Below are 26,618 nucleotides of genomic sequence, written 5' to 3'. Positions count from 1 at the left end.
GCCTCAGTCTCCGTCCTGCGAGTTGAAGCCAAGCCCCACGCCCAGCGCCGGGGCCATTTCACTGAGCGCGGTCGCCCGCGCCGCCCGCACATAGCGTTGCAGCAACAGGATCTGTTTGCGCCGCGCCGGGTCGCTGACGCCGGCCATCTGCGGCTCATTCAGGCGGCCCGCCTCGGATATAGCGCGGTCCAGCGCCTGCAGCGTGGCCTCGGCGCCAGGCTCCAGCCCGGCGACAAGGCGGCGGATAGATTGCAGCTCCAGCGAGATATTGCGGGTTGCCCGCCCCGAGGCCCGGGCCTCGGCGCGTTCGGGGCGCGGCTTGTCATCACTGCCCAGCGGACGGCCAAGGCGCTGATCGGCGATGAATTCGAGACCGCCCATCAGCTGGGTGAACAGCGCCTGCAGCGCCTCGGTCTGGTTGCGATAGCGGGGGCTCTCTTCAGAGCCGGGCGCTTCGGATCCGGGCTGCAACAGCGCCCGGGCGAAACCGGGGGCATCGGCACTTTCGCCCCAGCCCTGCACCAGCGCATCGGCCAGCGCCGCCATATCGGTGGTGGTGGCGCGGATCAGCGGGCAGGGATCGGCCTCGGGCTCAGCGCCTGGGTAAAGCAGGCGTTCCAGCCCGGTCAGCCCCCGCGCTGCGACCGATTGCACCGCGAATTTTTCAGGCTGCAGATTGGCCGGATCACCGATCAGCAGGGCGCGTTGCGCCTTGGCACCAAGGCCCTTCGGGTCGGGCCAAAAGCGGATCGCAAGGCCGCGCCCCTCATCCTCGGACGGGCCGAAATGCAGCCATGAAACCGACATCCAGGCGTCAAAAGCCTTGTTATAGGCGGGGCGCAGGGCCTCGGGGTTGCAGGTGCCACTGCTGTCGAACTGCGCCGTGACCTCGTCATTCAGCGCCGCCGCGGCCCGGGCAAACCCGGCATAGGCCGGGATGATCACGCCACGCACCGCCTGATCCATATCGGCCCGCGCCGGGCCTGGGCCAAAAGACGCGCCAAGGGTTGCAAGGACAAGGGCGGCAAAAGACAGGCGGGACATCAAAGGCTCTCCAGGAAAGCGATCAGGGCTTCGCGGTCGGCGGTGGGCAGGGCAATGACCGCATCGCGCGGCCCCTGGGCCTCGCCGCCATGCCAGAGCACCGCCTCAAGCAGCGATCGCGCCCGGCCATCATGCAGGAAATTGCTGTGCCCGGAAACCTGCTGCGTAAGCCCGATCCCCCACAAAGGCGGCGTGCGCCATTCGCGGCCATTGGCGCGGCCCTCGGGGCGGTTGTCGGCCAGCCCCTCGCCCATGTCATGCAGCAAAAGATCGGTATAGGGCCAGATCAACTGAAAGCTTTGTTCGGGCTGATCTTTCAGGCGGTTGGTGACGAATTTCGGATGATGGCAGCCGGTGCAGTTCAGCCCGTAAAACAGCTCTTTGCCGCGCAAGACCTGGGGGTCGTCGATATTGCGGCGTTCCGGCACGGCAAGGTTGCGCGAGTAGAAGGTGACCAGCTCCAGGCTTTCGGCGTCAACCTCAAGCCCGTCGCGGATGCCTGGCTCCTGGCCGTGGGGGGCCTCGCGGCAGGCGGTCTGGGCCGTTGTGCAGTCACCCCAGGGCTGGGTCAGAATCGGCGTCGAAAGGCCAAGATCGCCGGAAAACGCATCCGCCGATTGCTGGCGCACCGTGGGCGTGCCCGCTTTCAGGCCAAAGCGCCCCAGCATCGGCACGCCATATTCCTGCGAAGGCACGACAGAGATCCGCCCTGAGATCCCGTCGCCATCGGCATCATCGGGATCGGCCAGCGCGATGATGTCGGCGGCCGGGATCGCCTCTAACAGGCCCAGCCCGATCATCTGCGGCGCGATCCGGGGCGAGATCTGCAGATCGGGCGCGAAATCACCATAGCCCGGGTTCGAGATCGCATAGTCCGGGCGGCGCAGGCTGACCACTGTGCCATCGGCCAGCGTTATCGGCTCTTCGCTATAGGTGATTTCCATCCGGCCCTCGGCGGCATGGCCGGGGGCGGCGAAATCCTGCAGCTGGCCGCCGTAAACCGGCTCTGGCGCGGTCGCGATCCAGTCGGTGATGCCCATCGGCACCTCGCCCCCCGGCACAGAGAGGCGCAGGAACATCGAGACGCGGGGCTCATCAGGCGTGGTCGGCGGATGGCCGCGCCCGTCTTTCAGGTGGCAATCCTGGCAGCCCCGGGCATTGTAAAGCGGCCCCAGCCCGTCTGAGGCCTTTGTCGAAGAGGGCGCGGCCACCCAGGTCTTGCGGAAAAGCGCATTGCCCAGCTTGAAGTCCATCTCGCGCTCGAATGGCATATTGCCCGACAGGATCGAGAAGGCATCGGCATTGGGGCGCACCCGCACCGTGCCCGCGCCGCCCTGCATCAGCTCAAACGGTTCGGGCTTTGTGAAATCGCTGACCGGGGCCAGCACGCGGCTGATACGGGCAGCCTCGGGCCTGGTGCGCGGGATTATCTGCAGATGGCGGTCGTCGAGGTCGAGCCAGGACTGCGTAGCAGATGCTGTTTCGGGGGCGGCTTCGGGGGCCAATTCGGACTGTGCCACCGGGCCGTCCTGCGCCGCAAGCGGCAGGCAGGACAACGTCAGAAGCAGCATAGCAGCAGTGGCAGACCGAGGACGAAACATAGTGAAATTTCCCTGAACACCCCTTGCCTGATCCTTTTTCCAAAGTCTTTCAATCGGAAAATGCGCGCCTTCTGTGCGCTGTGGCAGCCCGTCGCATCCGCGCGTTTGCCCTCTCGCACGCCAGACCTTGCTGCAGGCTGTAACGAGGCGCATGATCGGGGCCGTCAGGGCCAAAGCGCAAATACTGGCCCTGACTTGCGCGTAACAGATCGGGAGATCGGAGCATGAGCAGATGACAGATGCACCGATCACGAACCAAACCTCTGCCCCGCTTCCTGACTGGATAAATGGCCCGGTCAGCGCCCTGCGTCACTGGCGCGACACCCGCCCCGAGGTGCTGCATCCGGTTCTGCCCACGGCGGTCAGCATTGCGCCCCTTACAGCGGAAGGGGCCTGTCCGGGCGGGCTGATTTTCACGCCAGAGGCAGCCGCACCCGCACGCCCCCCCGCCCTGCCCCCCGCAACTGTGGTCTATTTCCACGGCGGCGGCTTTATTGTCGGCTCGCCCGAGACGCATCGGGTAGTGACGGCCTGGATCGCCCAGGAAACCGGGGCCAGGGTGGTCTCGATCCGCTATCCCCTGGCACCAGAGCACCCCTTCCCCGCCCAAAGCCAGGCCGCGCCGGCGGCGGTGCGGCGGCAACTGGCGGGCGACGGGCAGATCCGGCTGATGGGCGACAGCGCAGGCGGCCTTGTGGCGCTCTGGGCCTGGGCGGGCCTTTCCAGGGATGAGCGTCGCCGGATTGACGATCTGACCCTTTTCTACCCCGGCGCCGGGCCGGGCATGATCCCCGCCCCGCAGAACGCCCTGCATGAGGCTGACGGGCTGGGGCCGCAGGCGCTGGCCTCTTATCACCGCCAGCTGGATCCGGGGCGGCTGATCGCGGGTGATCCGCGCTTCGACCCGCTGGCCCCCGGCTTCCCGCGCCCGCCAAAGCTGACCATCCTCGGCGCAGGGATCGACCCGGTCCTGCGCGATGCAAAGGCGCTGGCGCAGGCGCTGAACGGGCGGCTTTTGCTGGCCCCCGGGCAGGATCACGGCTTTCTGGGCAGCCTGCCCGCCGCGCCCGCATTGGGCTGGCTGCGCCAGGCGCTTGGCAGCGGATCGGCCTGATCGACCGCCGACACCTGCCTTTGCCCTCTTGCCAGCTGCGCCGCGAGGCAGTCTTATGCCGGGCATGCAGGATATATTGAAAAACGCCAATCAATTCATCAGCGCTCTGCCGCATGCAAAGGCGCTTGGGCTGCAGATCGAAGAGATTGGGGCCGGAACGGTTCTGATGTCGATGCCCTGGGATGCGCGGCTGATCGGCGATCCGGCGACCGGGGTGATCCATGGCGGCGCGGTCTCGGCGCTGATGGATACCGCATCGGGGGCGGCAGTGATGTGCCACCCGACCGGGGCGCTTTCGACCGCCACGCTGGATCTGCGCATCGACTATATGCGTCCGGCCACGCCCGGCCAGACCATCCGTGCCCGCGCGGAATGCCATCATGTCACGCGCTCGGTGGCCTTTGTGCGGGTGACCGCCTGCGATGATGACACCGCCCGGCCCGTGGCCATGGCGACCGGGGCCTTTACCATCGAACGGGCACCCGCCCCGACAGCGGAGACCCGCGGATGAGCGAGCATGACGTCACCATCCTGCGTGATCTGGCGGCGCGGATCCCCTATCTGGGCTTTCTGGGCATCCGTTTTGAAACCGCCGGGGCAGAGCTGACCGCCGTTCTGCCCTATAAGCCCGATCTGATCGGCAACCCGCTGATCCCGGCGCTGCATGGCGGCGCGACAGCAGCCTTTCTTGAGGTGATGGCGATTGCCGGTCTTGTCTGGTCTGGGATGCGCCAGGGACAATATCCGGCCGTCCCCCCTGCCAGCCAGGACAATACCGGGGCGCTGCCGCCCCTGCCGAAAACCATCGACCTGACAATTGATTACCTGCGCCCCGGCCAACCGCGCGACGCCTTTGCACGGGCGCGGATCAACCGCTCGGGGCGGCGCTATGCCAGCGTCCATGTCGAGGCCTGGCAGGATGACCCGCAACGCCTTTTCGTCCAGGCCACCGGCCATTTTCTGATGCGTGGCGAATAGGGTTTTCCCACCCGCAGCCCACCAAAGAGTCACAAATCACGACAGACATACTTGCCATTTCCCCCGTCGCCGTTTCAGAATTGCCCCACCCAAGCAGGAGAAGCACGGATGCGGAAATTCCTGGTCGTTCTGGATGACAGCCGCGAATGCCTGAATGCCATGCGCTATGCGGCGCTCAGGGCGGCCCATACCGGCGGCGGCGTCACGATCCTGTCGATCATTCCCCCCGAAGAGTTCCAGCACTGGATGGGCGTCTCTGACCTGATGCGCGCCGAGGCCCGCGAGCGGATCGAGGCCCATTTCGAGGTCTTTGCCAAATGGATGCGCGACAAACAGGGGGTAGCGCCCGAGCTGGTGATCCGTGAGGGCGATCCCGTGGCCGAGATCCTGGCGCAGATGCGCGAAGACCCCGAGATTGGTGTGCTGGTCCTGGGCGCTGGCACCGACAAATCCGGCCCCGGCCCCCTGGTCACCGCCATGAGCCGCAGTTCGGGCAGCCTGCCCACGCCGATCACCATCGTGCCGGGCGATATGTCAAAAGAGACGCTGGAAAAGATCACCTGAGGGATTCGGCTGGTGGGCCCCGATAAGGCCCCGGGACTCAGAGTTCAGGACTCAGGGTTCAGGGTTCAGCCCGCCAGATGCTCATAAAGGATCAGCGCCCCCATCCCGATCAGCGCAAGACCGCCCAGGGCCTCCATCGCCCGGCCAAAGCTCTGGCCCAGCCAGCGCCCGGCCAGGATGCCGGATGCGCTCATGACCATTGTTGTCAGGCCGATGGCCAGGGCGATCACCAGGATATTGGCATCCAGCAGCGCCAGCGACACCCCCACCGCCATTGCGTCGATCGAGGTGCCGATCGCGGTCAGCACCGTTGCCCGCAGGCTGGTCGCAGGGCTTGCCTCGCTGGTTTTGCGGGCCAGCGCCTGCAACAGCATATGCAGCCCCACCGCCCCCAAAAGCGCGAAAGCCACCCAGTGATCCACCGCCTCAACCCAGGTGCTGGCCGCCATGCCCAGGCCCCAGCCGATCAGCGGCGTCACCATCTCGACCGTGCCGAAAATCGCCCCGGTTTTCAGGGCCGCCAGCACGCCGCGGCTGTGACCCGCCGCCCCGCGCCCCAAAGAGGCCACGAAAGCGTCGACAGACATTGAAACGGCAAGAATGCCTATGGTCAGCGGTGACATATGCAACCTCCTGCTGTTGCGATGCTTTCCCGATACACGCCCTGGTTTCCGGGGCGGCTTCCGAAGCCTGGCCTTCTGCGGCAGCGAAATAGATGTATTCCGCAAATATGCAAGTAAAATCATATAGTTATAAATGAAACTCATGTGCAACTGGGCGGATATGGACAAAATCCACCCGCTGCGTCAGCATTCCAGCAAAAGCCGGATCCGGGCAAAGCCCTGGCTGACCCCCCAGGCAGCCCGCCCTGTGGCAGGGCCTGCCAGGGGCCAGATCAGTGGGATGTCTGCAATCATGACAGTGCCGGATCGCCCGGCTGACGGAGCAAGAGACCGATGACCACAACCGGCCCCGAAGGCTCTGCCCCGCAAAAGCCGCCCCGCAAGACCGGGTTCAGCCATCTGATCGCCGCCGCCACCTATTCGGTTGCCGGGCTGCGCCGCCTGCTGCGCGAAAGCGCCTTTCGCCAGGAGCTGACCCTTGGCCTGCTGATCCTGATCGGGCTGGCGGCATGGGGGCTCAGTCCTGGCCGGATCATCGGCTTTGCGATCCTTTTGCTGATCCTGGTCATGGTCGAGGCGCTGAACACCGCCATTGAGGTGCTGGTCGATCACCTTTCGCCGGGATGGTCAGAATTTGCCCGCGATGCCAAGGATCTGGGGTCGCTGGCGGTTGGTGCGACGCTTTGCGCGATGGGCCTTTATCTGGGCTGGGCGCTTTTTCTCTGAGGGTTTTGCCCTGAGCCAGAGTATAGGGGGCCAGGACACAGCGGGGGGCACAGAGGCTGGGGCATCAGCACCGGATAAAGGCGCAGGCATGCGGGATTCGCAATGCTGCCCTGCAGCGACACAACTTTTCTGCACTGCGGCAATGCCCTATATTGCGGGTGGACAAAGTGATTTACATAAGGATGCACGAGCATGTCGGTGCAACGCCCTGTTGATATTCTTAAAGCAACCATGGTTCCTCAGGACCCTGCTCAGGTCTATTACACCATCCCGGGCAACAAGCCCGCACCCGTCCGCCTTTCGTCGCTGACCGCTCTGGACGAAATGTATGCCTATTTCGGGTCAGACCGCGCCTGATTGGCGTGACTGACTGCCCCGACTTATTGGCCCGACTGATTGGCGTGATTTACGGGGCACTGGCCTGACGTCCAGGACCAGACGACCGAAGGCAGCCGCAGCGCTGCCTCTGACGGGCAGCCGACGGGGCCAATAATGACGGGGCCAGAAGGGATGGGGCCAGCAGGGATCGGGTCAGAAGGCCCGGGCTGTCATTCGCATTCCAGCCAATACACCCACCAACAGATCTCCGGGCCGCGAAAACGCACATCGCCTGCGCATAATCGGGCATCGCGCCTGGTTGACTTGCGGCGGGGTGAGGGCCATATCCCTTTTGTACAGTCGGAGAAGCAGCATGTTCATCCAGACGGAATCTACCCCGAATCCGGCCACCCTGAAATTCCTGCCCGGCCAGACCGTGCTTGAAATGGGCACCGCCGATTTCCCCAATGCCGAGGTTGCGGCAAAATCGCCGCTGGCGCGCCGCATCTTTGCAGCAGGCGGTGTGACCGGCGTGTTCCTTGGCAGCGATTTCGTCACCGTCACCAAAGACGAGGCGGTGGAATGGCCCCATATCAAGCCGCAGATCCTCGGCGCGATCATGGAGCATTTCCAGTCCGGCCAGGCCGTCATCGACGGTGAGGGCGCAGGCGATGGTCATGGCGCCAATTTCGACAGCGCCGACGAAGGTATCGTCAGCCAGATCAAAGAGCTGCTTGACACCCGCGTGCGGCCTGCTGTCGCCCAGGACGGCGGCGACATCACCTTCCACGGCTTTGATCGCGGCGTGGTCTATCTGCATATGCAGGGCGCCTGCGCGGGCTGCCCCTCTTCGACGCTGACGCTGAAGATGGGCATTGAAAACCTGCTGCGCCATTACATCCCCGAGGTGACCGAGGTGCGTCCGGTCGCGGCCTGACATTTTCACAAGATGACGGGCGCCCCCTTTCCCCTTCTGGCTTTCGACACATCGGCCGCGCATTGCGCGGCCGCTTTGGTGACGCCGCGCGGTCTGTTTCAACGCTATGAGCAGATGCAGAAAGGCCAGGCAGAGCGCCTGATGCCGCTGCTCGAAGACTTGCTGGATGAGGCCGCGATCAGCTGGCCGCAGCTGGCAGCGCTGGCGGTTGGCATTGGTCCGGGCAATTTCACCGGCGTCAGAATTGCGGTGGCGGCGGCGCGGGGGCTGGCGCTTGGGCTGAGACTGCCGCTGGCCGGGATCTCGACATTCGAGCTGATGCGCGATCCCGCCAGCCCCGAGGCCCATTCCGCCGAGTTGGTCAGCCTGGCCGCTCCGCGTGGCGAGGCCTTTGTGCAGCCCTTCCGCTTTGGCGATGCCCAGGCGGCACCGATGCTGATCGACCCCGCCAATCCGCCCGCCTGGCTGGCAATGCCCGGCCGCATGCGGATCACCGGCCATCGCGCCGATGAAATCGCCCCGCGCTTCGCCGCCGAGGCCGCGCCCGGCGAGCTGGCCGATATTCCCGCCCGGCTGATCCGCGTCGCCAGCTGGAAATTTGCAACCGGCCGCCAAAGCCTGACAGCCGGGGTCAACCGCCCTGCACCGCTTTATGCCAAACCGCCGGATGCAGCCCCGCCCTCTGATCCGCCGCCGGTGATTCTGGATGCGCCCCCCGACCAAAGCCCCGACCAAAGCCCCGACAGGACGCCCCCTTCGGATGAACGGCACCCGGATAAGCGAAACGAGGCATGAGCGATCCCGCCTTGCTGGCCCGGATCCATGCTGCCAGCTTCACCACCACGCCGCGCCCCTGGACGGCGGAGGAAATCGCCTCGCTTCTGGCACAGAAGCATGTGTTTTTACTGGTCGATGATACGACCTTGCCGCAGGGCTTTCTGATCGGCTCGGCGCTGGCGGGCGAGGCAGAGCTGCTGACCCTTGCCGTCGCCCCCGCCGCCCGCCGTCAGGGCAAAGCCGCGCGCCTGCTGGCCGATTTCATCCGCACCGCCGAAGCCCGTGGCGCAGAATCGCTGTTTCTCGAAGTCGCCGCCGATAACGCAGCCGCCATCGCCCTTTACCTTGCGGCGGGCTTTCACAAGGCCGGGCTGCGGCGGGGCTACTACCGCTCGGCCACCGGGGGGGCAATCGATGCGCTGGTGCTGTCGCGCAAGGCAGGCACAGCCACCGATGACCACCAGAGCGGGAATTGATCGTCAGATCACCGCGCAACTCACGAATTTGCCTTGACCCGCGCTCCCGCTCCGTCGCTATGATAGGGGCAATTCGGCAGCTGACTATGGGGGCTGACTGCGGGGCCGGAACCAGTCTGGCCTGAAGCCCCCGCCCGGCCTGCCGCGAAAAAGACGTTAGATTTCAATCGGGAGACTATTGATGATCATCGCCAAACGCATCGGTGCCGCAACGGCCGTCCTGGCGCTCTGCGCTGGTGCCTCGCTGGCCGAGCCTGCCCTGATCTTCGATCTGGGCGGCAAGTTCGACAAAAGCTTCAATGAGGCCGCCTATATCGGGGCCGAGCGCTGGAAGGCCGAGACCGGCGGCAATTACCAGGAATTCGAGATGCGTGAGGAAACGCAGCGCGAGCAATCCCTGCGCCGCATGGCCGAGAATGGCGCGAACCCGGTGGTGACCACCGGCTTTGGCATGTCGGAACCGATCACCCGCGTCGCCCCCGACTTCCCCGATACCAAATTCGTCACCATTGACGGCTGGGTTGATCCGGCGCTGCACCCGAATGTGCTGTCGATCGCCTTCCGCGAGGAAGAGGGATCCTATCTGACCGGGATGCTGGCGGCTCAGGCCTCGAAAACCGGCACCGTCGGCTTTGTCGGCGGCATGGACATCCCGCTGATCCGCGCCTTCGCCTGCGGCTTTGCCCAGGGCGCAAAAGCGGTGAACCCCGATATCAAATTCGTCTCGTCGATGACCGGCGACACGCCGGACGCCTGGAATGACCCGGTCAAAGGGTCCGAGCAGGCGCGGGCGCTGAAAGCCCAGGGCGCGGATGTGGTCTTTGCAGCCGCCGGGCAAACCGGGATGGGCGTTTTGCAGGCGGCCGCCGATGAGGGCATCCTTTCGGTCGGCGTCGATTCGAACCAGAACCACCTTCACCCCGGCAAAGTGCTGACCTCGATGCTCAAGCGCGTCGATGTGGCGGTCTACAACTCCTTCACCCAGGGCGAGGCGCTGGATCTGACGCCGCAGGTGCTGGGCCTGAAAGAGGATGGCGTCGGCTATGCGCTGGATGAAAACAACGAAGCCCTGATCACGCCGGAAATGAAAGCCTCGGTCGATGCGGCTGCGGCAAAGATCATCTCGGGCGAGCTGAAGGTGCATGACTACCGCAGCGACAACAGCTGCCCTGCAGCGACGTTCTGAGACGGCCATACCGGATGACGACCGATGTCACCGGGCGCAAGGCGGGGGGTCCGGGGGGTATTAACCCCCCGGCCTCCTTCGCACATGCCGCAGCCCCCACTCCTGCCGCCCCCACTCCCGCCGCCCCCGTTCCTGCTGCAATCGAGTTGCGCGGCATTTCGAAAAGTTTCGGCCCGGTCCGCGCCAATGAGGACATCAGTTTTTTCGTCCCCAAAGGCACGATCCACGGCATCATCGGCGAAAACGGGGCCGGAAAATCGACCCTGATGTCGATCCTTTACGGCTTTTACCGCGCCGACCAGGGCGAGATCGTGATCCACGGCCGCCCGGCCGCCCTGCCCGACAGCCAGGCCGCCATCCGCGCCGGCATCGGCATGGTATTCCAGCACTTCAAACTGGTGCAGAATTTCACCGTCCTGGAAAACATCATCCTCGGCGCCGAGGATGGGCCGCGCCTTGCGCGCTCTCTTGCCCGCGCCCGCAAAACCCTGGCCGATCTTTCCCGCGAATATGAGCTTGAGGTCGATCCCGACGCCCTGGTCGAGGACCTCTCGGTCGGCCATCAGCAGCGTGTCGAGATCCTGAAAGCGCTGTACCGCGACGCCGATATCCTGATCCTCGACGAGCCCACCGGCGTTCTGACCCCGGCCGAGGCCGATCACCTGTTTCGCATCCTGCGCGGCCTCAGGGATCAGGGCAAAACCATCCTGCTTATCACCCATAAACTGCGCGAGATCATGGAGGTGACCGACAATGTCAGCGTCATGCGCCGTGGCCGCCTGATCGACACCGTCGCCACCGCCAAAACCAGCCCCGCCGCCCTGGCAGAGCTGATGGTCGGGCGCAAAGTGCTGCTGAATGTCGGCAAATCCCCCGCCACCCCCGGCGAGACGGTGCTTTCGGTCGAGAACCTCTCGCTCAGCGACGAACAAAAGGTCGAGCGGCTGCGCTCTGTCAGCCTGACCCTGCGCCGGGGTGAGATCCTCGGCATTGCGGGGGTTGCCGGAAACGGCCAGTCAGAGCTGCTCTCGATCCTTGGCGGCATGACGCGCCCCGGCGAAAAAGTCAGCGGCCATGTCACCATGGGCGGCCAGCCTCTGCCGATCACCGGCAAGGCCGCCAATGGCAAGGCCCGCCGCGAGGCCGGGATCGCCCATGTCCCCGAAGACCGCCACCATCACGGGCTGATCCTCGATTTCACCGCCTGGGAGAATGTGGCCCTCGGCTATGACGACGATCCCCGCTATGGGCGTGGGATGCTGCTCGACAATGGGGCGCTGCGCGAGGATGCCGCGCGGAAAATGCAGACCTGGGATGTCCGCCCGCCCATCCATACGCTGGCGGCGAAAAACTTCTCGGGCGGCAATCAGCAAAAGATCGTGCTGGCCCGCGAGATCGAGCAGGATCCGACCGTTCTGCTGATCGGCCAGCCCACGCGCGGCGTCGATATCGGCGCGATTGAATTCATCCACAAACAGATCGTCGCCCTGCGCGACCAGGGCAAAGCAATCCTGTTGGTCTCGGTAGAACTTGACGAAATCATGAGCCTTTCCGACCGTATCGCCGTCATGTTCGATGGCCGCATCATGGATATCCTCGACCCCGCCCAGACCGATGAGGCCGCAATCGGCAGCCTGATGGCAGGGATCCACCCGGCCGAGGGCCGCCCCGCAGGCGAAACCCCGCCCGCCACATCCGGAGAGGCGTGATGCAGCCCCTGCCAAAATGGGCCGATCTGGTCCTTGTGCCGCTGATCTCGCTGGCGCTTGCGTTTTTCGTGGCGGCGCTGGTGATCCTGGCCATCGGTGAAAGCCCCTGGTTTGCGCTGAAAACCATGGTTCAGGGCTCGCTGATGACGGCCTCGGGCTGGGGGCATACGCTTTACTATACGACAAGCTTCATCTTCACCGGGCTTGCGGTCTCGGTGGCCTTTCATGCCGGGCTTTTCAATATCGGCGGTGAGGGCCAGGCGCAGCTGGGCGGGCTTGGCGTGGCGCTGGCCTGTCTTTACATCCCCTGGCCGCATTGGTCGCTGGCGCTTTTGGGCGCCACCATCGCGGCGGCGGCCTTTGGCGCGGCCTGGGTCGCCATTCCGGCTTGGCTGCAGGCAAAGCGCGGCAGTCATATCGTGATCACCACGATCATGTTCAACTATATCGCGGCCTCTGTGCTGATGTTCATGCTGGTCGATGTGCTGCGCCCGATTGGCCAGCAAGACCCCTCCAGCGCCCGTTTCCCGGCTGAGGTGCTGATCCCGCGCCTGAACCAGATCCCCGGGCTGGATCTGCTGTTCCCGCGCACCGTGCCCGCCAATATCACGCTGTTTCTGGCGCTGACGGCGGCGGTGCTCGTGTGGCTGCTGCTTTGGCACAGCCGCACCGGCTATCACATCCGCGCCTTTGGCAAATCGCCGGGCGCGGCCCGCTATGCCGGGATCAGCGCCACCCGTATCACCATGATCGCGCTGCTGATTTCGGGCGCCCTGGCCGGGATGATGTCGGTCAACAATGTGCTGGGCGACGCGCAGCGCCTTTTGGGCAATTCGGCCGCAGGGGCCGGGTTCATCGGCATTGCGGTGGCGCTGATGGGGCGCAATCACCCGGTTGGCGTGATTCTGGCGGCCTTCCTTTTTGGCTTTATCTTCCAGGGCGGATCAGAGCTGGGCTTCATGACCGCGATCCCGATTGAGATGCGCGTCGTGATCCAGGGGCTGGTGATCCTCTTCACCGGGGCGCTGGATATGATGGTGCGCATGGGGCTGGAGCGGGTCTTCCCCCGCGCCGCCAATCCGGCCAAACCGACAACAGCGGGGGCCGCGTGATGGATTACGCCTCAATCCTGCAGCTTCTGGATTCCACCATCCGGCTGTCGACGCCGCTTCTGCTGGCCTGCCTTGCGGGCCTTTGGTCTGAACGCGCCGGGATTTTCGACATCGGGCTTGAGGGCAAGATGCTGGCCGCCGCAATGGCCTCGGCCACCGTCGCCTCACTGACCGCAGCCGCCCCCGGCTGGAGCCTTTTCGGGATCGAGCTGACCTGGGCCAAATCCCTGCTTTCCCCGGTGATCTGGGGGCTGATCGCGGGCATCCTGGCCTCGGTGATCTTCGCGCTGATCCATGGTGTGGCCTCGATCACCTTCCGCGGCAATCAGCTGATCTCGGGCTTTGCGCTGAACTTCATCGCAGCCGGGCTGACGGTGCTGGTCGCGCAGCGTGTCTTTGGCCAGGGCGGGCGCACGCCCCAGCTGGCGGGGGATGCGCGTTTCCCGCCGCTGACCCTGCCGCTGTCGGATGAGATCCGCGAGATCCCCGGCATCGGCCCGCTTTGGTATGAGGTGATCTCTGGCCATGCGATCCTTGTCTATGTCGCCTTTGCCATCGTGCCGCTGACCTGGTGGCTGATGTATCGCACCCGCTATGGGCTGCGGCTGCGGGCGGTAGGCGAGAACCCGGCCGCCGTCGATACCGCTGGTATCTCGGTCATACGCCTGCGCTATTCAGCGCTGATCATCACCGGCATCCTTTGCGGCATCGCGGGGGCCTATATGTCCACCGCGCTGCAGGCGGGCTTTGGCCGTGATATGACGGCAGGGCGGGGCTATATCGCACTGGCCGCGCTGATCTTTGCCAAATGGCGCCCGGTGGCCGCGCTTTGGTCCTGCCTGCTGTTTGGCTTTTTCCAGGCGCTGGCGCTGCGGCCTGACATCGTCACCGCTGTCGTGCAGTTCCGGGTGCCGGGGCCGATCCTTGACTCGCTGCCCTATATCCTGACGGTGCTGGTCCTTGCGGGCTTCATCGGCAAGGCAACCCCGCCCCGTGCGGGCGGCGAGCCCTATACCAAAGAACGCTGAGCCCAAAGCTCAGCCCCACCCGCCGTTAGCCCGCTTTTATCCCGTCAAGGCAATATCATGACCACCGCCACCGAAATCATCCGGGCCCGCGCCGGTTCGCAGCCCATCCGTATGGGGCTGATCCTAGGTTCAGGGCTGGGGCATCTTGCGCATCAGGTTGAGGGCATCGCCATCCCCTATGCCGATCTGCCGGGTTTTCCGCATGTCTCGGTCTCTGGCCATAACCCGCATCTGCATATCGGCCTGCTGAACGGGGTCCGGGTCGCGGTCTTTGGCGCGCGCGAGCATTACTATGAGAACGGCAATGCCGCCGCGATGCGCCCCGCACTTGAGGCGCTGAAACAGCTGGGCGCAACCGATCTGATCGTGACCAATGCCGCAGGCAGCATGCGCCCCGATATTCCGCCCGGCGATCTGATGCTGCTGTCGGATCACATCAACTATAATGGCCGCAACCCGCTGATCGGCGAGCCGACCGATGCGCGTTTCGTGCCGATGACGGAGGCCCATTCCCCCCGGTTGCGCCAGGCCCTGCAAGAGGCCGCCGCCGCCGAAAACATCCCCCTGAAAGAGGGCGTTTACTGCTGGTATTCCGGCCCCTCATTCGAGACCCCGGCCGAGATCCGCATGCTCAGGCTGCTGGGCGGCGATGCGGTTGGCATGTCGACCGTGCCCGAGGTGATCCTGGCGCGTTTTCTGGGGCTGAATGTCGCGGCGATCTCGACGATCACCAATATGGCGGCGGGCATGTCGGATGAGGCGATCAGCCACGAACATACCAAGGCCATGGCCCCTTTGGGCGCGGCAAAACTGGAGCGGATCCTGCGGCGCTTTCTGCTGGCGATGCAATAATAGGGCGAAACCCCCTTTGACATCCGCGCCCAGCCGGGCAAACGTCAGGGTCAGACATCTGCCCGTGCAGACCCCTCTTCTCTGACTGATCCGGCCCGCTTCCCGATGCAGCTTTACCTCCCCATTGCCGAGGTCTCGGTCAATATTTTCCTGCTGCTGGGCATTGGCGGCATTGTGGGCTTTCTTTCGGGAATGTTCGGAGTCGGGGGCGGCTTTCTGATCACGCCACTTCTGTTCTTCATCGGCGTGCCGCCTGCGGTTGCGGTGGCAACGGGCGCGAATCAGGTGGTGGCCTCATCGGTCTCGGGCGTGCTGGCGCAGATGAAGCGCAAGGCGGTCGATTTCCAGATGGGGCTGATCCTGCTGGTGGGCGGCTTTATGGGGTCCGCCGTCGGGATCTGGGTCTTTGCCTGGATGCAGTCGCTGGGCCAGGTCGATCTGTTTGTGCAGATCGCCTATGTGGTTTTCCTGGGCTTTATCGGCGCGACCATGCTGCAAGAAAGCCTGCGGGCCCTGATGCGCACCCGCAATGTGAATGCGCCGATCCGCCGCGCCCATACCCATTCCTGGGCGCATGGCCTGCCGTTCAAGATGAAATTCCGCGCCTCGGGCCTCTATATCAGCGTGATCCCACCGATGGCGATCGGCGCTTTCACCGGCTTTCTGGCGGCGATCATGGGGGTGGGCGGCGGCTTTATCCTGGTTCCGGCGATGATCTATCTGCTGGGCATGCCCACGAAAGTGGTGATCGGCACCTCGCTGTTTCAGATCATCTTCGTCTCGGCCTTCACCACGATCATGCATTCGGTCACCAGCCAGACCGTCGATATGATGCTGGCGCTGGTGCTGATCTTTGGCGGGGTGATCGGGGCGCAGATCGGCAGCCGCGTGGGCGTCCACCTCAAGGCCGAGCAGCTGCGCGTTCTTCTGTCGCTGCTGGTGGTCGCGGTTGCTTTGCGGATTGCGGTTGATCTGCTGATCCGCCCGGATGAGCTTTATTCGATCATGCCAGGCGTTCTGCCATGACCCGGGCAAGCACGCGGAAATCCGGCCATATCCGTCGCGGGCTTTTCGCGCTTTTGCTTTGCGCCCTGCCCGCCCAGGCTCAGCAGGCCCAGCCAGAGCGCCCCGACAGCGGCGAGAAGATTGTCTCGGGCCTCAGCCAGAACCGCGTCTCAATCACCGCCAGTTTCGACGGCGATGAGATCCTGGTCTATGGTGCCGTCAAACGCGACGCGCCCGCGCCCGAGGGGCGTATGGATGTGATCGTCACCGCCGAAGGCCCCTCTGGCCCCGTCACCATTCGTCGCAAGGCGCGGGTGGCCGGGATCTGGGTCAACCGCGATTCCGTCAATGTCTCCAGCGCGCCCAGCTTCTATGCCGTCGCCACCACCGGGCCGCTGGACAAGATCCTGCGCCCCGAGGAAAACCGCCGCCACGCCATTTCCATCGACCAGCTGGTGCATCTGGAAGCCGCGCAGGCCGCGCTGGAAAGCTGGGTGGCCCGGGGCGGCGATCCTGACTCTGTGCCGCTTTTCCCGATCCTGCTGAGCGAGGGCGAGTTCATCCGCTCGATGATCCGCGTCTGGAGCAATGAGGGCCGCTATCGCCTGCTGGAAAACCGGGTGCAGCTGACCGAGCAGACGCTGTTTCGCGCCGATCTGACCCTGCCCTCGAACCTGACCGAGGGCGTCTACCGGGTGCGGATGTTCCTCTTGCGCGACGGCTATGTCGTCGCCACGCATGAGCGCTGGATCCGGGTGCGCAAAGAGGGGCTGGAGCGGATGATCTTCAACCTCTCGCGCGAGCAGCCCCTGGTCTATGGCCTGGTTTCCTTGCTGATCGCGGCCTTTGCGGGCTGGGCGGCCTCAGCGGCGTTTCGTCTGATCCGCCGCTGAGGGGGCTTTGGGTCAATCTGCCTCGGAATACAGCTTTTCCAGATCCAGCCGTTTGGTGGTCATGGCCAGATTGCCATTCGCATCGCGGGGCCATTCGGCCTCGGGGCGGTCGTGATACAGCTCGACCCCATTGCCATCGGGATCGTCCAGATAAAGCGCCTCGCTGACGCCATGATCCGAGGCCCCGGTCAGCGGGTAATTCGCCTCGACCAGCCGCTTCAGCGCATTGGCCAGCGCCTTGCGGTCAGGGTAAAGAAAGGCCGTGTGGTAAAGCCCGGTGGTGCCGGGCGGCGGGCGCGATCCGCCCAGCGATTCCCAGGTGTTCAGCCCGATATGGTGGTGATAGCCGCCCGCCGACAGAAATCCCGCCTGGGCCCCGTATCGCTGGGTGACATCAAAGCCCAGCACGCCGGAATAGAAGGCAATCGCGCGGTCAAGATCCGAGACTTTCAGATGAACATGGCCCACGCGGGTGCCGGGATGGATGGGGGTCGTCATGGTCTCACCTCTCCGATCACGAAAATGTTTCATGTCAGAGATAGGGGCGGCGCAGGCCTGTGGAAATGGCGATCCACGCGCAGTATCTGTGCGCAGGTCGCGGCCTGAGGCGGCGCGCCCCCACCGGCACAGATCAGCCGGGGTCAGGAATTGCCCCATAGCCCTGCCCGCGGCCCTGTCTTAGAACCATGCCGCAGAACCACCCCCGGTTGCGGGCCGACCCGCGCCAGAGCACACCAAATCATGAGGTTGATATGAAGCGCTTCGCTTTGCTTGCCACCTGTTCGCTTTTGCTCAGCGGCACCGCCGCGCTGGCCGATGGCAAGGTCTATGTCACCCTGCCCGATATGGCGGTCTTCGCCAAAGATCCCGTGGTCGCCGACCGGATGCTGCGCAATCTCTACAATGCGACCGTCCTCAGCGTGAACTGCCCCGGCGCCAGTCTGAGCGATGCCGAGCACTCGCTTCTGACCGATTCTTTCGATCTGCTGGCCTATGGCGAGCTGAAACTCTCAACCGATGAGCTGATCAGCCGCTATGAGGGCCCGGCCTTCGCGCAGCTGGACGATCCCGATGCCTGCATCGAAGAGGCCGATCTGAAAGAGCAAATGCTGAATGATCTGCGCGACGCGGGCGGCTCGACCGTGCCTCTGGCCGATCAGGAGCAGGCCTATCACGACTGGCGGGCGCTGATGGATGCGATCAGGCCCTGAGGATCTGGCCACCAATCACACCCAAAAACAGAAAAGGCACCGAAACCCGGTGCCTTTTTTAATGAAACGTCGCCCGGGGGCGGTTTTGCACGGCATTTTCTGCCCGGGCGCCAGGGCCTTACTTTGCCTTGCCGCCCTTTTGCGCCAGCGCCTCTTCCAGCGCGGTGATGCGCAGGGTCAGCGCCTCATTCTCGGCGCGGGCCTTTTGCGCCATCAGGCGCACGGCGTCGAATTCCTCACGCGTCACGAAATCATGGCCCGCCATCCAGCGGTCCGCCATGCTTTTCACCGCCGTCTCGGCCTCGGTACGTGCGCCCTGTGCCACGCCCATGGCATTGGTCATCAGCTGGCTCATGTCATCGAGGAATTTGCTGCGGCTTTGCATCGCGGTTTCCCTGCAGGTTTGGCGTCTTTGGCATCCGTCACGCGCTGACGCCCGGCCTCGGGCAGCAGCCCCCCCTTTATGCGCGTCCCGGCCCGCCCGCACAAGGGCTGCATCAGCGCATGGGCCTCATCGGCAGGCCAGCAGCACAGAGGCCGCAGGGCAGTTGACTTCACCCCTTCAGCGCCGGACAAGCGATGCCAGACAAATGCGGCCGGATGCGCGACCCGAAACTGCGTCTTTGGCCCACCCCGGCAGATAAAGGCCCGACATGATCCCCTTCCCCAATATCTCGCCCGATATTTTCGCAGTCGAGCTGTTTGGCATGACCCTGGCGCTGCGCTGGTATGCGCTGGCCTATATTGCCGGGCTGCTGCTGGGCTGGTGGCTGATCACAAAGGCGGTGAAAACGCCGGGCCTTTGGGCCCCAGGCCGCGCCCCCATGGTGCCCGAGCAGGTCGAGCGGCTTCTGACCTGGGTGATCATGGGCGTGATCATCGGCGGGCGGCTGGGCTATGTGCTGTTCTATCAGCCGGGGCGCTATCTTTCCTATGAGAATTTCACCGCCGATCCGATGGCCGCGCTGCGACTGTGGGATGGAGGCATGTCCTTCCACGGCGGCTTTGCGGGCGTGGTGGTGGCAGGGCTGATCTTTGCCCGGCGCGAAAAGATCCCGGCGCTGCCGGTTGGCGATCTGTTTGCCTATGCGGTCACGCCCGGGCTTTTGTTCGGACGGCTGGCGAATTTCATCAACGCCGAGCTATGGGGCCGCCCGACCGATGCGCCCTGGGGCGTGATCTTCCCGGGCGAGGCCGCACAGACCTGCCCCGGCATCATCGGGCTTTGCGCCCGCCATCCCAGCCAGCTTTACGAAGCCGCGCTTGAGGGGCTTTTGCTGGGGGCGCTGATCTTCTGGCTGGTCTGGAAACGCGGCTGGCTGCGCTTTCCCGGCCGCATCATGGGCACATTCATCGCAGGCTATGGCTTTGCCCGCTTCCTTGTCGAATTCGTGCGCCAGCCTGATTACCAGTTCGTATCCGAGGGCAACCCGCTGGGCCTTGCCTTCCAGATCAATGGCTGGGGCATCACCATGGGTCAGGCGCTGTCGCTGCCGATGATCCTGGTGGGGCTGTGGTTCCTGCTGCGGCGTCAAACCCCATGACGCCCACCCCGCTGGCAGGGCTGCTGGCGGCCCGTATCCGCGCCACCGGCCCGATCAGCCTGGCCGATTACATGGCGGAATGCCTTTTGCACCCGGCGCATGGCTATTACGCCACCCGCGACCCCTTTGGCCAGGCGGGCGATTTCATCACCGCCCCCGAGATCAGCCAGATGTTCGGCGAGCTGCTGGGCCTTTGCCTTGCGCAATACTGGCTGGATCTGGGCCAGCCTGCCTCCTTCACCCTGGCGGAATGCGGGCCGGGCCGGGGCACGCTGATGGCCGACATCCTGCGCGCAACCGCCCGGGTGCCCGGCTTTCACGCCGCAGCCCGGATCATCCTGGTCGAGGCATCAGAAACCCTGCGCGAAGTCCAGGCCCGCACCCTGGCGGCACACAGCGTCGAATGGCGCCCCCAGGTCCAGGACCTGCCAGAGGCCCCGCTCTTCCTGGTCGCCAATGAGTTTTTCGACGCCCTGCCGATCCGCCAGTTCACCGCCCGCGCGGGTCTTTGGGCCGAGACTATGATCGGCCTCTCGCCTGAGGGCCAGCTGCAGCCCGGCCAGGCCCCGCCCGGCCCGCTGGCCGCGCTTGCCCACCGCGCAGACGTTCCTGAGGGCGGCGTGGTCGAGATCTGCCCCGCCGCCGCCCCGATCACCGCAGAAATCGCGGGCCGTATCCGTCGCTGCGGCGGGCTGGCGCTGATCCTGGATTACGGCGGTTGGCGCAGCCTTGGCGATACATTCCAGGCCATGGCCCAGAGCATGGGCAAACATGCCTATACAGATCCCTTTGCCGCCCCCGGCGAGGCCGATCTGACTGCCCATGTCGATTTCGAGGCCCTGGCCCAGGCCGCCCGGCCCGCCGCCACCGCCTATACGACGCAGGGGACGCTGCTGAAAGCGCTTGGCATTGACACCCGTGCCCGGCAATTGGCCGCCCATCCCCGCGCGGCGGCAAATGATCCGCTTGCAGCCGCACGACGCTTGACCGATCCCGCAGAAATGGGGACTTTGTTCAAAGCTCTCGCAATTTACCGGGCCGATGCGCCGCTGCCTGCCGGATTTGACACGTCCGGCTCTGACAGGGATCAGGCGGTGCAAGGCTCTGACACGGAAACCGCAGATGATGCTTGAGATCATAACCTCAAGGGAAATCCCTTCGCGCCATGGCTTTTTCACCCGCAAGGGCGGGGCCTCTTCGGGGATCTTTGCCGGGCTGAATTGCGGCTTTGGTTCCTCCGACCAGGCCGAGATCGTGGCGATCAACCGCGCCCGCGTCGCCGAGGCGATGGGGGTCGGCGCAGATGGGCTTTTGTCGGTGCATCAGATCCACTCGGCTGATGTGGTGACGGCAAACGGCCCGCAAAGCGGCCCGCCCGAGGCCCGCCCCCGCGCCGATGCCCTGGTGACCGCCACGCCCGGCCTCGCGCTTTCCGTTCTGACCGCCGATTGCCAGCCGGTGCTGTTTTCCGACCCGCAGGCAGGCGTGATCGGCGCCGCCCATGCGGGCTGGCGGGGCGCGATGGATGGCGTGCTTGAGGCCACAATTTCCGCAATGGAAACGCTGGGCGCGTCGCGTCAGGCGATCCATGCGGTGATCGGGCCCACGATCAGCCAGGCCGCCTATGAGGTCACCGAGGAGTTTTTGCAAAACTTCCTGGCCGATGATGCGGAAAACGCCCGCTTTTTCGCCAATGGCAAGAATGGGCGCTATCAGTTCGACCTGCCCGCCTATGGGCTGCACCGTCTGCGCAGCGCAGGCGTCGGATCAGCGGAATGGACCGGGCATTGCACCTATGCCGACCCCGAGCGCTTTTTCTCTTACCGCCGCACCACCCATGCCGGAGAGGCCGACTACGGCCGCCTGATCGCCGCGATCAGCCTTTAGGCCCAGGGCCCGGGCCTGATTGCCCGTGGGCTTGCAACAATATCGCCGCATTCACCGCAGATCCGGTGTTATTCGGGGCATGCACGCCCTGAAATGACCTCAATACTGCATCAATCAGCCAAAACTGCGCCAGATTTACCCGCGATCCTGAAACAACACCGCGACCGATCAGGGGGCAAAAGCCCCGGGGGAAACGCCCAACGGACGCAAACCACAGGAGAGCAGCATGTTTTACAAGTTCCGGGCCACCCATACCGAAGCCTCTGAGAAAAAGCTTGAGCGCCGCTGGCTGAAAAGCGTGATCGCCGCCTCGGGCGAACCGCTGCCGGCTTTTCCCTGGATGCGCGGCGCGAAAGACGGGCAAAGCCCGCGCCGCCCGATCGAGATCATGACTGCCGAATCGAGCCATCGCACCACGGCCCTTTTCCGCCGCGGTTCCGGCCCCAATGGGCTTGCCGCACGTTAAGCACGAATCGGAGAGGCAGGATTTCGGGCATCTGACAGGGCAAACGCCATTTTGCTGCCCGATTTCGCAGGCCAGAGGGCGGAATTTCGCGGCATAATCGCAACAATTCCGCCAAACTACGCCAATTGTCGACGCGGCTGCGCCAGAACGACGGCAAATATTTGACAACTGCCCGCAATCAGGACACGAATGGTGTCAGCGTTATGTCCCTGACTATGATCCGATGCACCAGGGGGTGCGAAGGATCTCTCCCGGTCGCCGCTCACGATGCGGGAGAAGAGGCAGAAACAAACGGTCCCGGTGCTCCTCTGGCACATTAACGGGACCGTTTTTCAGTAGAAAATAAAATCAATCCGCATTTTTCAAAGAACCTTTCAGGCGCAGCTGCTTTGGCGCTGTCTGTGGCTACAACAGCGAACCCCGCCGCTGGTTCCGGGGGCTCCGGGCGAATGACGGGCTAAATCTCTCAAATTTTAAAGATTACCGCCCATCCGGCCAGGCAATAGCGCAGAGCAGGCAACAGCCGCGCGCCACGGATGCCCGTTTCGTGCCCATCCAGCAGTTACTGTCCAGAAGTGGCCGTCCAGCAGTGCCCACCCAGACGCTTATCCGTCTCAGGTGTTTAACCGCCTCCGGGGCCGTTTCAGGCCCCGTTTCAGGCGTTTCGGGCCAGTCGCGCCTCAAGCACGTCAAAGGGCACGCCCGGCTCATCCTTGGCGTTGCGGATCACCAGGCTGGTTTTGACATTGGCCACATTCGGCGCGGTCAGCAGATCCTGGGTCAGAAAGCTCTGGAAGGTCGACAGATCGGGCGAGACGCATTTCAGGATGAAGTCGATCTCGCCATTCAGCATATGGCATTCGCGCACCAAAGACCAGGCGCGGCAGCGCTCTTCAAAGGCGGCCAGATCGGATTCGGCCTGGCTGGTCAGGCGCACCATCGCAAAGACCGAGACCTCGAACCCCAGCGAGCGCGCGTCGATATCGGCATGATAGCCGCTGATATAGCCCTGCTCTTCCAGCGTGCGCACCCGGCGCAGACAGGGCGGCGCCGAGATGCCAACACGGCTGGCCAGCTCGACATTGGTCATCCGGCCGTCTGCCTGCAGCTCTGCCAGGATTTGCCGGTCCGTGTCGTCAAGCTTGTGGCTGGCCATGTCAGATTCCTTCTTATCGCTGCCTCAATAGGCTTTTGCCCATTTTTGCGCAACATTGTTTCAAGGATAGCACGCTGCCAAAGCGGTCGATTGCGGCATATCCTGCTGTCGTGCGGCTTTTTCTGCCCGGGTCCGCGGCAGGCCTTCCTGGGCGGGGCACGCTTGTCTATATCCGTTCGGTGACAGGATTCCCCGCTTCGGGTGGCACAGCCGCACCGCGAACGGGCGACAGGAAGGAAAGATCATGGCCCAGACGCGCCACACCAAAGTTCTGATTATCGGCTCTGGCCCGGCGGGCTATACGGCGGCGGTCTATGCGGCGCGTGCCATGCTGCAACCCCTGCTGATCCAGGGCCTGCAACCCGGCGGCCAGCTGACCATCACCACCGAGGTCGAGAACTGGCCCGGCCTGAAAACCGTTCAGGGCCCGAACCTGATGGTCGAGATGGAAGAGCACGCCCGCGAAATGGGCGCTGAGATCATCGCCGATTACATCACCGCGCTGGATCTCTCGAAACGCCCCTTCACCGCGACGGCCGACAGCGGCGTGACCTATACGGCGGATGCGGTGATCCTGGCGACCGGGGCGCAGGCGAAATGGCTGGGCCTGCCGTCGGAAGAGAAGTTCAAGGGCTTTGGCGTCTCTGCCTGCGCCACCTGCGACGGCTTCTTCTATCGTGGCAAGGACGTCGCGGTGATCGGCGGCGGCAATACCGCAGTCGAAGAGGCGCTGTTCCTGACCAATTTCGCCAGCAAAGTGACGCTGATCCACCGCCGCGACTCGCTTCGCGCCGAGAAGATCCTGCAAAACCGCCTGTTCAAACACCCGAAGGTCGAGGTGATCTGGGACAGCGAAGTGACCGAGGTTCTGGGCGGTGAAAACCCGCTGGGCGTCGAGGCGGTCCGCGTCTCGAACCTGAAAACCGGCGCAACCCATGATCTGCCGGTGGCGGGCTTCTTCGTGGCGATCGGGCATGCGCCCTCGTCGGAACTGGTCGCCGACCAGCTGGAGCTGCATCACGGCGGCTATGTGAAGGTCGAGCCGGGCACCACCCGCACCTCGATCCCCGGCGTTTTCGCGGCAGGCGATCTGACCGATCACGTCTACCGCCAGGCGGTCACCTCGGCCGGGATGGGCTGCATGGCCGCGCTTGATGCCGAGCGCTGGCTGGCCGAACAGGAATAAGCGGGCCACCGCACCGAAGGGCCACAGCGCCAGGCGTGCAGGCACACTTTAATCAGCTGGTTGCGGGCGAAGGCAGACCCGCAATCAGCGCCCTCCCCCGTCTTCCACCGGATGCGGCATGCGAAAGCCAACCGCGAAACGGTTCCAGGCATTGATGGTGGTGATGACCAGCGTCAGCTCGGCCCGTTCCTGTTGGGTAAAGGCGGCGGCCAGTGCGTTGTAATCGGCATCGGCTGCGCCGCTGGTTTCCAGCCGGGTCAGGGCCTCGGCCCAGCCAAGCGCCGCCCGCTCCTGTGCATCGAAGGCCGGGCTTTCGCGCCAGGCCGACAGAACATCCAGTTTTTGCTGCGAAACCCCGGCGCGCCGCGCCTCTGGGGCATGAATGTTCAGGCAATAGGCGCAGCCATTGATCTGCGACACCCGCATCCTGATCAGCTCGCGCAGGGGCGGCGAGATGGTCAGGGCCATGACCGCCTCTTCCAGCGCCATCATCGCCTTCATGGCCGCTGGCGCGGCGCGGTAGTAATTCATCCGGCCTGACATGCGAAACAGTCCCCCTTGGCTGCGTTTGCGCCACTCTAGGGCAGCGCCCGGTCTCAGCAAAGGGCCGAAGGCGGCAGCAGGCCCCGCCCTGAATGATCCGCAAAACTGCGCAGCGCTTTGGCCAGTCAACGGCCTCGGTGATAAAAGATACCGAACTGAGCATTCGAGGCTTGGCATCGCCCGCCGGTGGCGTCACTTTACCGGGGTTTTCCACCGGCGCCCTTGCCATATTGCCATAGTCCCTGATCCCGCACTCCGGGCCCCTGCCATTTGCCCAGGGATCAGCCAGAGCCATACCGGCCATACACTTCAGCCTTTGGTGCCCCTTTGTAGCGACACGGAAAGATTGCCATGCCCTCCTATCGTCAGATCACAGCGGGTGAGCCTGCCCCCTATTTCACCCAACGCGCCTATGGCACCCCCTCTTATACCATCGATACCGCCGCCGGGCGTTATCTGGTTCTGTGTTTCTTCGGCAGCGCCGCCAGCCCCCATTCCGCCCCGCGCCTGCAGGCCGTTCGGGCACGGCCCGATCTGTTCAACGACAGTTTTGCAGCGTTTTTCGGCATCTCGGCCGATCCGGCGGATGAACAGGGCGGCAGGCTGCAAAACCAGCTACCGGGATACCGCTTTATCTGGGACAGCGATCTGACCGCCTCGCGTCTTTACGGCGCCGCCCCGCGGGAAACCGATATTCCCCCCGGCAGCCATCTGCGCCCGCTTTGGGCGGTGATTGACCCCAGCATGCGGATGATCGACCTGATCCCCTTTGAGGCCGATGGCGGCGATATCGCAAGGGTGATCCGCCTGCTGGAAAGCCAGCCCGCCCCCGCCCGCTTTGCCGGGATAGAGCTGCAGGCCCCCATCCTTTACCTGCCCCGCGTGTTCGAGCCCGCGCTCTGCCAGACGCTGATCGGTCTTTATGAGGCCGAGGGCGGCGAGTTTTCCGGCACCATGCGTCAGATCGGCGGCAAGACGGTGGGCGTCAATGACCTGCGTTTCAAAAGCCGCCGCGACTGCACGGTCACCGACCCCGAGCTGATCCGCCAGATCCAGACCGCAATCTCGCGCCGCGTCCTGCCAGAGATCCAAAAGGTCCACCAATATGCCGCCACCCGGATGGAGCGTTACATCGTCTCTTGCTACAGCGCCGATGAGGGCGGCCATTTCAGCGCCCACCGTGACAATACCACCAGCGGCACCGCGCATCGCCGCTTTGCGGTCTCGATCAACCTCAACGATGATTTCGACGGTGGCGAGGTCAGCTTTCCCGAATATGGGCCGCGCAGCATGAAGGCGCCTCCGGGCGGCGCGGTGGTGTTCTCCTGCTCGCTTTTGCACCGGGTCACGCCGGTCACGCGCGGGCGACGCTTTGCCTTCCTGCCCTTCGTCTATGATGAGGCTGCGGCGAAAATCCGCGCTGAAAATATGGGCAGCGTGGTGCTGGCCGCCCCCCAGAGCTAAGCGCCCCACCTTACCCTGATACGGCCCTGATGCAGGCTGTATCGGGGCCGCATCAGGGTAAGGGCGGCGGGATTAGCAGGGGCTTTGCGTCTTAGCGCCCCTTCGCCCAAAGAGGGACAGTCCAGCCAAAGCCCCGCGCCGCGAAGACTGGTCCGGCCTTTGGGGGAATCGCGACCTTTGTGCTTTCAGCCGCAGCAATTCCGGGCCTTTACCTGAAT

The 26,618-nt window shown here is 64.4% G+C and carries 30 protein-coding genes; 23 read left to right on the top strand and 7 right to left on the bottom strand.

What is annotated here, in order from left to right; all coding sequences use genetic code 11:
- Positions 1-3 precede the first annotated feature (3 nt).
- Together HOY34_RS18155 and HOY34_RS18150 are read right to left on the bottom strand one after the other, a co-directional pair.
- Positions 4-1,044, bottom strand: coding sequence for an imelysin family protein (locus HOY34_RS18155; RefSeq protein ID WP_172365483.1), 1,041 nt, complete (start codon positions 1,042-1,044; stop codon positions 4-6).
- Positions 1,044-2,615, bottom strand: a complete 1,572-nt coding sequence (locus HOY34_RS18150) for a di-heme oxidoreductase family protein (protein WP_172365481.1) — start codon at positions 2,613-2,615, stop codon at positions 1,044-1,046. Before HOY34_RS18150 ends, HOY34_RS18155 begins: the two co-directional genes overlap by 1 nt.
- 262 nt (positions 2,616-2,877) lie before the next feature.
- Here HOY34_RS18150 and HOY34_RS18145 point away from each other — a divergent pair, with 262 nt between their 5' ends.
- From HOY34_RS18145 to HOY34_RS18130, 4 genes are all read left to right on the top strand, one after another.
- Positions 2,878-3,759: an alpha/beta hydrolase fold domain-containing protein gene (locus tag HOY34_RS18145; protein ID WP_172365479.1), complete on the top strand. Its 882-nt coding sequence runs from the start codon at positions 2,878-2,880 to the stop codon at positions 3,757-3,759.
- A 64-nt stretch (positions 3,760-3,823) separates the two neighbouring features.
- Positions 3,824-4,270: a PaaI family thioesterase gene (locus HOY34_RS18140; protein WP_172365477.1), complete on the top strand. Its 447-nt coding sequence runs from the start codon at positions 3,824-3,826 to the stop codon at positions 4,268-4,270.
- The gene (locus HOY34_RS18135) at positions 4,267-4,737 is read left to right on the top strand and encodes a PaaI family thioesterase (protein ID WP_172365475.1); all 471 of its coding nucleotides are present in this window, start codon (positions 4,267-4,269) and stop codon (positions 4,735-4,737) included. Before HOY34_RS18140 ends, HOY34_RS18135 begins: the two co-directional genes overlap by 4 nt.
- Positions 4,738-4,845: 108 nt before the next feature.
- A complete protein-coding gene (locus HOY34_RS18130) occupies positions 4,846-5,301 on the top strand; it encodes a universal stress protein (protein ID WP_172365473.1) in 456 nt (151 codons plus the stop codon).
- A gap of 65 nt (positions 5,302-5,366) precedes the next feature.
- On the opposite strand, the gene HOY34_RS18125 is transcribed toward HOY34_RS18130, so the two are convergent.
- Positions 5,367-5,924, bottom strand: a complete 558-nt coding sequence (locus tag HOY34_RS18125) for a manganese efflux pump MntP (protein WP_172365471.1) — start codon at positions 5,922-5,924, stop codon at positions 5,367-5,369.
- A gap of 333 nt (positions 5,925-6,257) precedes the next feature.
- Between HOY34_RS18125 and HOY34_RS18120 the strand changes: the two genes are divergently transcribed.
- The 12 genes from HOY34_RS18120 to HOY34_RS18065 all read left to right on the top strand — a co-directional run bounded on the left by HOY34_RS18120 (position 6,258) and on the right by HOY34_RS18065 (position 16,943).
- The gene (locus HOY34_RS18120) at positions 6,258-6,650 is read left to right on the top strand and encodes a diacylglycerol kinase (RefSeq protein ID WP_172365469.1); all 393 of its coding nucleotides are present in this window, start codon (positions 6,258-6,260) and stop codon (positions 6,648-6,650) included.
- Between the two features lie 192 nt (positions 6,651-6,842).
- Complete coding sequence (locus tag HOY34_RS18115) at positions 6,843-7,007, top strand: hypothetical protein (RefSeq protein ID WP_172365467.1); 165 nt, start codon at positions 6,843-6,845, stop codon at positions 7,005-7,007.
- A 334-nt stretch (positions 7,008-7,341) separates the two neighbouring features.
- On the top strand, positions 7,342-7,905 hold the full coding sequence (locus HOY34_RS18110; protein ID WP_172365465.1) for a NifU family protein: 564 nt from the start codon (positions 7,342-7,344) through the stop codon (positions 7,903-7,905).
- Between the two features lie 12 nt (positions 7,906-7,917).
- Positions 7,918-8,700: a tRNA (adenosine(37)-N6)-threonylcarbamoyltransferase complex dimerization subunit type 1 TsaB gene (gene tsaB / locus HOY34_RS18105; RefSeq protein ID WP_172365463.1), complete on the top strand. Its 783-nt coding sequence runs from the start codon at positions 7,918-7,920 to the stop codon at positions 8,698-8,700.
- A complete protein-coding gene (gene rimI, locus HOY34_RS18100; protein ID WP_172365461.1) occupies positions 8,697-9,158 on the top strand; it encodes a ribosomal protein S18-alanine N-acetyltransferase in 462 nt (153 codons plus the stop codon). The genes tsaB and rimI overlap by 4 nt, the downstream gene beginning before the upstream one ends.
- Before the next feature lie 181 nt (positions 9,159-9,339).
- A complete protein-coding gene (locus HOY34_RS18095; RefSeq protein ID WP_172365459.1) occupies positions 9,340-10,344 on the top strand; it encodes a BMP family lipoprotein in 1,005 nt (334 codons plus the stop codon).
- Positions 10,345-10,358: 14 nt separating this feature from the next.
- The gene (locus HOY34_RS18090; RefSeq protein ID WP_172365457.1) at positions 10,359-12,053 is read left to right on the top strand and encodes an ABC transporter ATP-binding protein; all 1,695 of its coding nucleotides are present in this window, start codon (positions 10,359-10,361) and stop codon (positions 12,051-12,053) included.
- Positions 12,053-13,165 (top strand): ABC transporter permease, encoded by a 1,113-nt coding sequence (locus HOY34_RS18085; RefSeq protein ID WP_172365455.1) that lies wholly within the window; start codon positions 12,053-12,055, stop codon positions 13,163-13,165. Before HOY34_RS18090 ends, HOY34_RS18085 begins: the two co-directional genes overlap by 1 nt.
- A complete protein-coding gene (locus HOY34_RS18080; protein WP_172365453.1) occupies positions 13,165-14,193 on the top strand; it encodes an ABC transporter permease in 1,029 nt (342 codons plus the stop codon). Before HOY34_RS18085 ends, HOY34_RS18080 begins: the two co-directional genes overlap by 1 nt.
- Positions 14,194-14,250: 57 nt before the next feature.
- A complete protein-coding gene (locus HOY34_RS18075) occupies positions 14,251-15,045 on the top strand; it encodes a purine-nucleoside phosphorylase (protein ID WP_172365451.1) in 795 nt (264 codons plus the stop codon).
- A gap of 105 nt (positions 15,046-15,150) precedes the next feature.
- On the top strand, positions 15,151-16,071 hold the full coding sequence (locus HOY34_RS18070; RefSeq protein WP_172365449.1) for a sulfite exporter TauE/SafE family protein: 921 nt from the start codon (positions 15,151-15,153) through the stop codon (positions 16,069-16,071).
- Entirely contained in the window at positions 16,068-16,943 is an 876-nt protein-coding gene (locus HOY34_RS18065) for a TIGR02186 family protein (protein WP_172365447.1), read from the top strand. Before HOY34_RS18070 ends, HOY34_RS18065 begins: the two co-directional genes overlap by 4 nt.
- Positions 16,944-16,955: 12 nt before the next feature.
- Here HOY34_RS18065 and HOY34_RS18060 read toward each other — a convergent pair whose 3' ends face one another.
- The gene (locus tag HOY34_RS18060) at positions 16,956-17,441 is read right to left on the bottom strand and encodes a VOC family protein (protein ID WP_172365445.1); all 486 of its coding nucleotides are present in this window, start codon (positions 17,439-17,441) and stop codon (positions 16,956-16,958) included.
- 254 nt (positions 17,442-17,695) lie between these two features.
- Here HOY34_RS18060 and HOY34_RS18055 point away from each other — a divergent pair, with 254 nt between their 5' ends.
- A complete protein-coding gene (locus HOY34_RS18055; RefSeq protein ID WP_172365443.1) occupies positions 17,696-18,154 on the top strand; it encodes a hypothetical protein in 459 nt (152 codons plus the stop codon).
- A gap of 118 nt (positions 18,155-18,272) precedes the next feature.
- Here the strand turns inward: HOY34_RS18055 and HOY34_RS18050 are convergent, their stop codons facing one another.
- Positions 18,273-18,539 (bottom strand): accessory factor UbiK family protein, encoded by a 267-nt coding sequence (locus HOY34_RS18050; protein ID WP_172365441.1) that lies wholly within the window; start codon positions 18,537-18,539, stop codon positions 18,273-18,275.
- Positions 18,540-18,807: 268 nt separating this feature from the next.
- On the opposite strand from HOY34_RS18050, the gene lgt reads away from it, so the two are divergent.
- The 4 genes from lgt (at position 18,808) to HOY34_RS18030 (ending at position 22,051) form a co-directional block, all read left to right on the top strand.
- The gene (gene lgt, locus HOY34_RS18045) at positions 18,808-19,698 is read left to right on the top strand and encodes a prolipoprotein diacylglyceryl transferase (RefSeq protein ID WP_172365439.1); all 891 of its coding nucleotides are present in this window, start codon (positions 18,808-18,810) and stop codon (positions 19,696-19,698) included.
- A complete protein-coding gene (locus HOY34_RS18040) occupies positions 19,695-20,831 on the top strand; it encodes a class I SAM-dependent methyltransferase (protein WP_172365437.1) in 1,137 nt (378 codons plus the stop codon). Before lgt ends, HOY34_RS18040 begins: the two co-directional genes overlap by 4 nt.
- Positions 20,824-21,585, top strand: a complete 762-nt coding sequence (pgeF, locus tag HOY34_RS18035; protein ID WP_172365514.1) for a peptidoglycan editing factor PgeF — start codon at positions 20,824-20,826, stop codon at positions 21,583-21,585. Before HOY34_RS18040 ends, pgeF begins: the two co-directional genes overlap by 8 nt.
- 226 nt (positions 21,586-21,811) lie before the next feature.
- Positions 21,812-22,051, top strand: coding sequence for a hypothetical protein (locus HOY34_RS18030; protein ID WP_172365435.1), 240 nt, complete (start codon positions 21,812-21,814; stop codon positions 22,049-22,051).
- A 655-nt stretch (positions 22,052-22,706) separates the two neighbouring features.
- Here the strand turns inward: HOY34_RS18030 and HOY34_RS18025 are convergent.
- Positions 22,707-23,207, bottom strand: coding sequence for an Lrp/AsnC family transcriptional regulator (locus HOY34_RS18025; protein ID WP_172365433.1), 501 nt, complete (start codon positions 23,205-23,207; stop codon positions 22,707-22,709).
- Between the two features lie 244 nt (positions 23,208-23,451).
- On the opposite strand from HOY34_RS18025, the gene trxB reads away from it, so the two are divergent.
- Positions 23,452-24,393: a thioredoxin-disulfide reductase gene (trxB, locus tag HOY34_RS18020; RefSeq protein ID WP_172365431.1), complete on the top strand. Its 942-nt coding sequence runs from the start codon at positions 23,452-23,454 to the stop codon at positions 24,391-24,393.
- A gap of 84 nt (positions 24,394-24,477) precedes the next feature.
- Here trxB and HOY34_RS18015 read toward each other — a convergent pair whose 3' ends face one another.
- Positions 24,478-24,936, bottom strand: coding sequence for a carboxymuconolactone decarboxylase family protein (locus tag HOY34_RS18015; protein WP_172365429.1), 459 nt, complete (start codon positions 24,934-24,936; stop codon positions 24,478-24,480).
- 351 nt (positions 24,937-25,287) lie between these two features.
- Between HOY34_RS18015 and HOY34_RS18010 the strand changes: the two genes are divergently transcribed.
- Positions 25,288-26,400 (top strand): 2OG-Fe(II) oxygenase, encoded by a 1,113-nt coding sequence (locus tag HOY34_RS18010; protein WP_172365427.1) that lies wholly within the window; start codon positions 25,288-25,290, stop codon positions 26,398-26,400.
- Positions 26,401-26,618: the final 218 nt, after the last annotated feature.

This window comes from Pseudogemmobacter hezensis (assembly GCF_013155295.1).
GTDB classification, from domain to species: Bacteria; Pseudomonadota; Alphaproteobacteria; order Rhodobacterales; family Rhodobacteraceae; genus Pseudogemmobacter; species Pseudogemmobacter hezensis.
The sequence above is the reverse complement of the archived record's forward strand: the minus strand, read 5'-3'. Positions and strand labels throughout refer to the sequence as shown.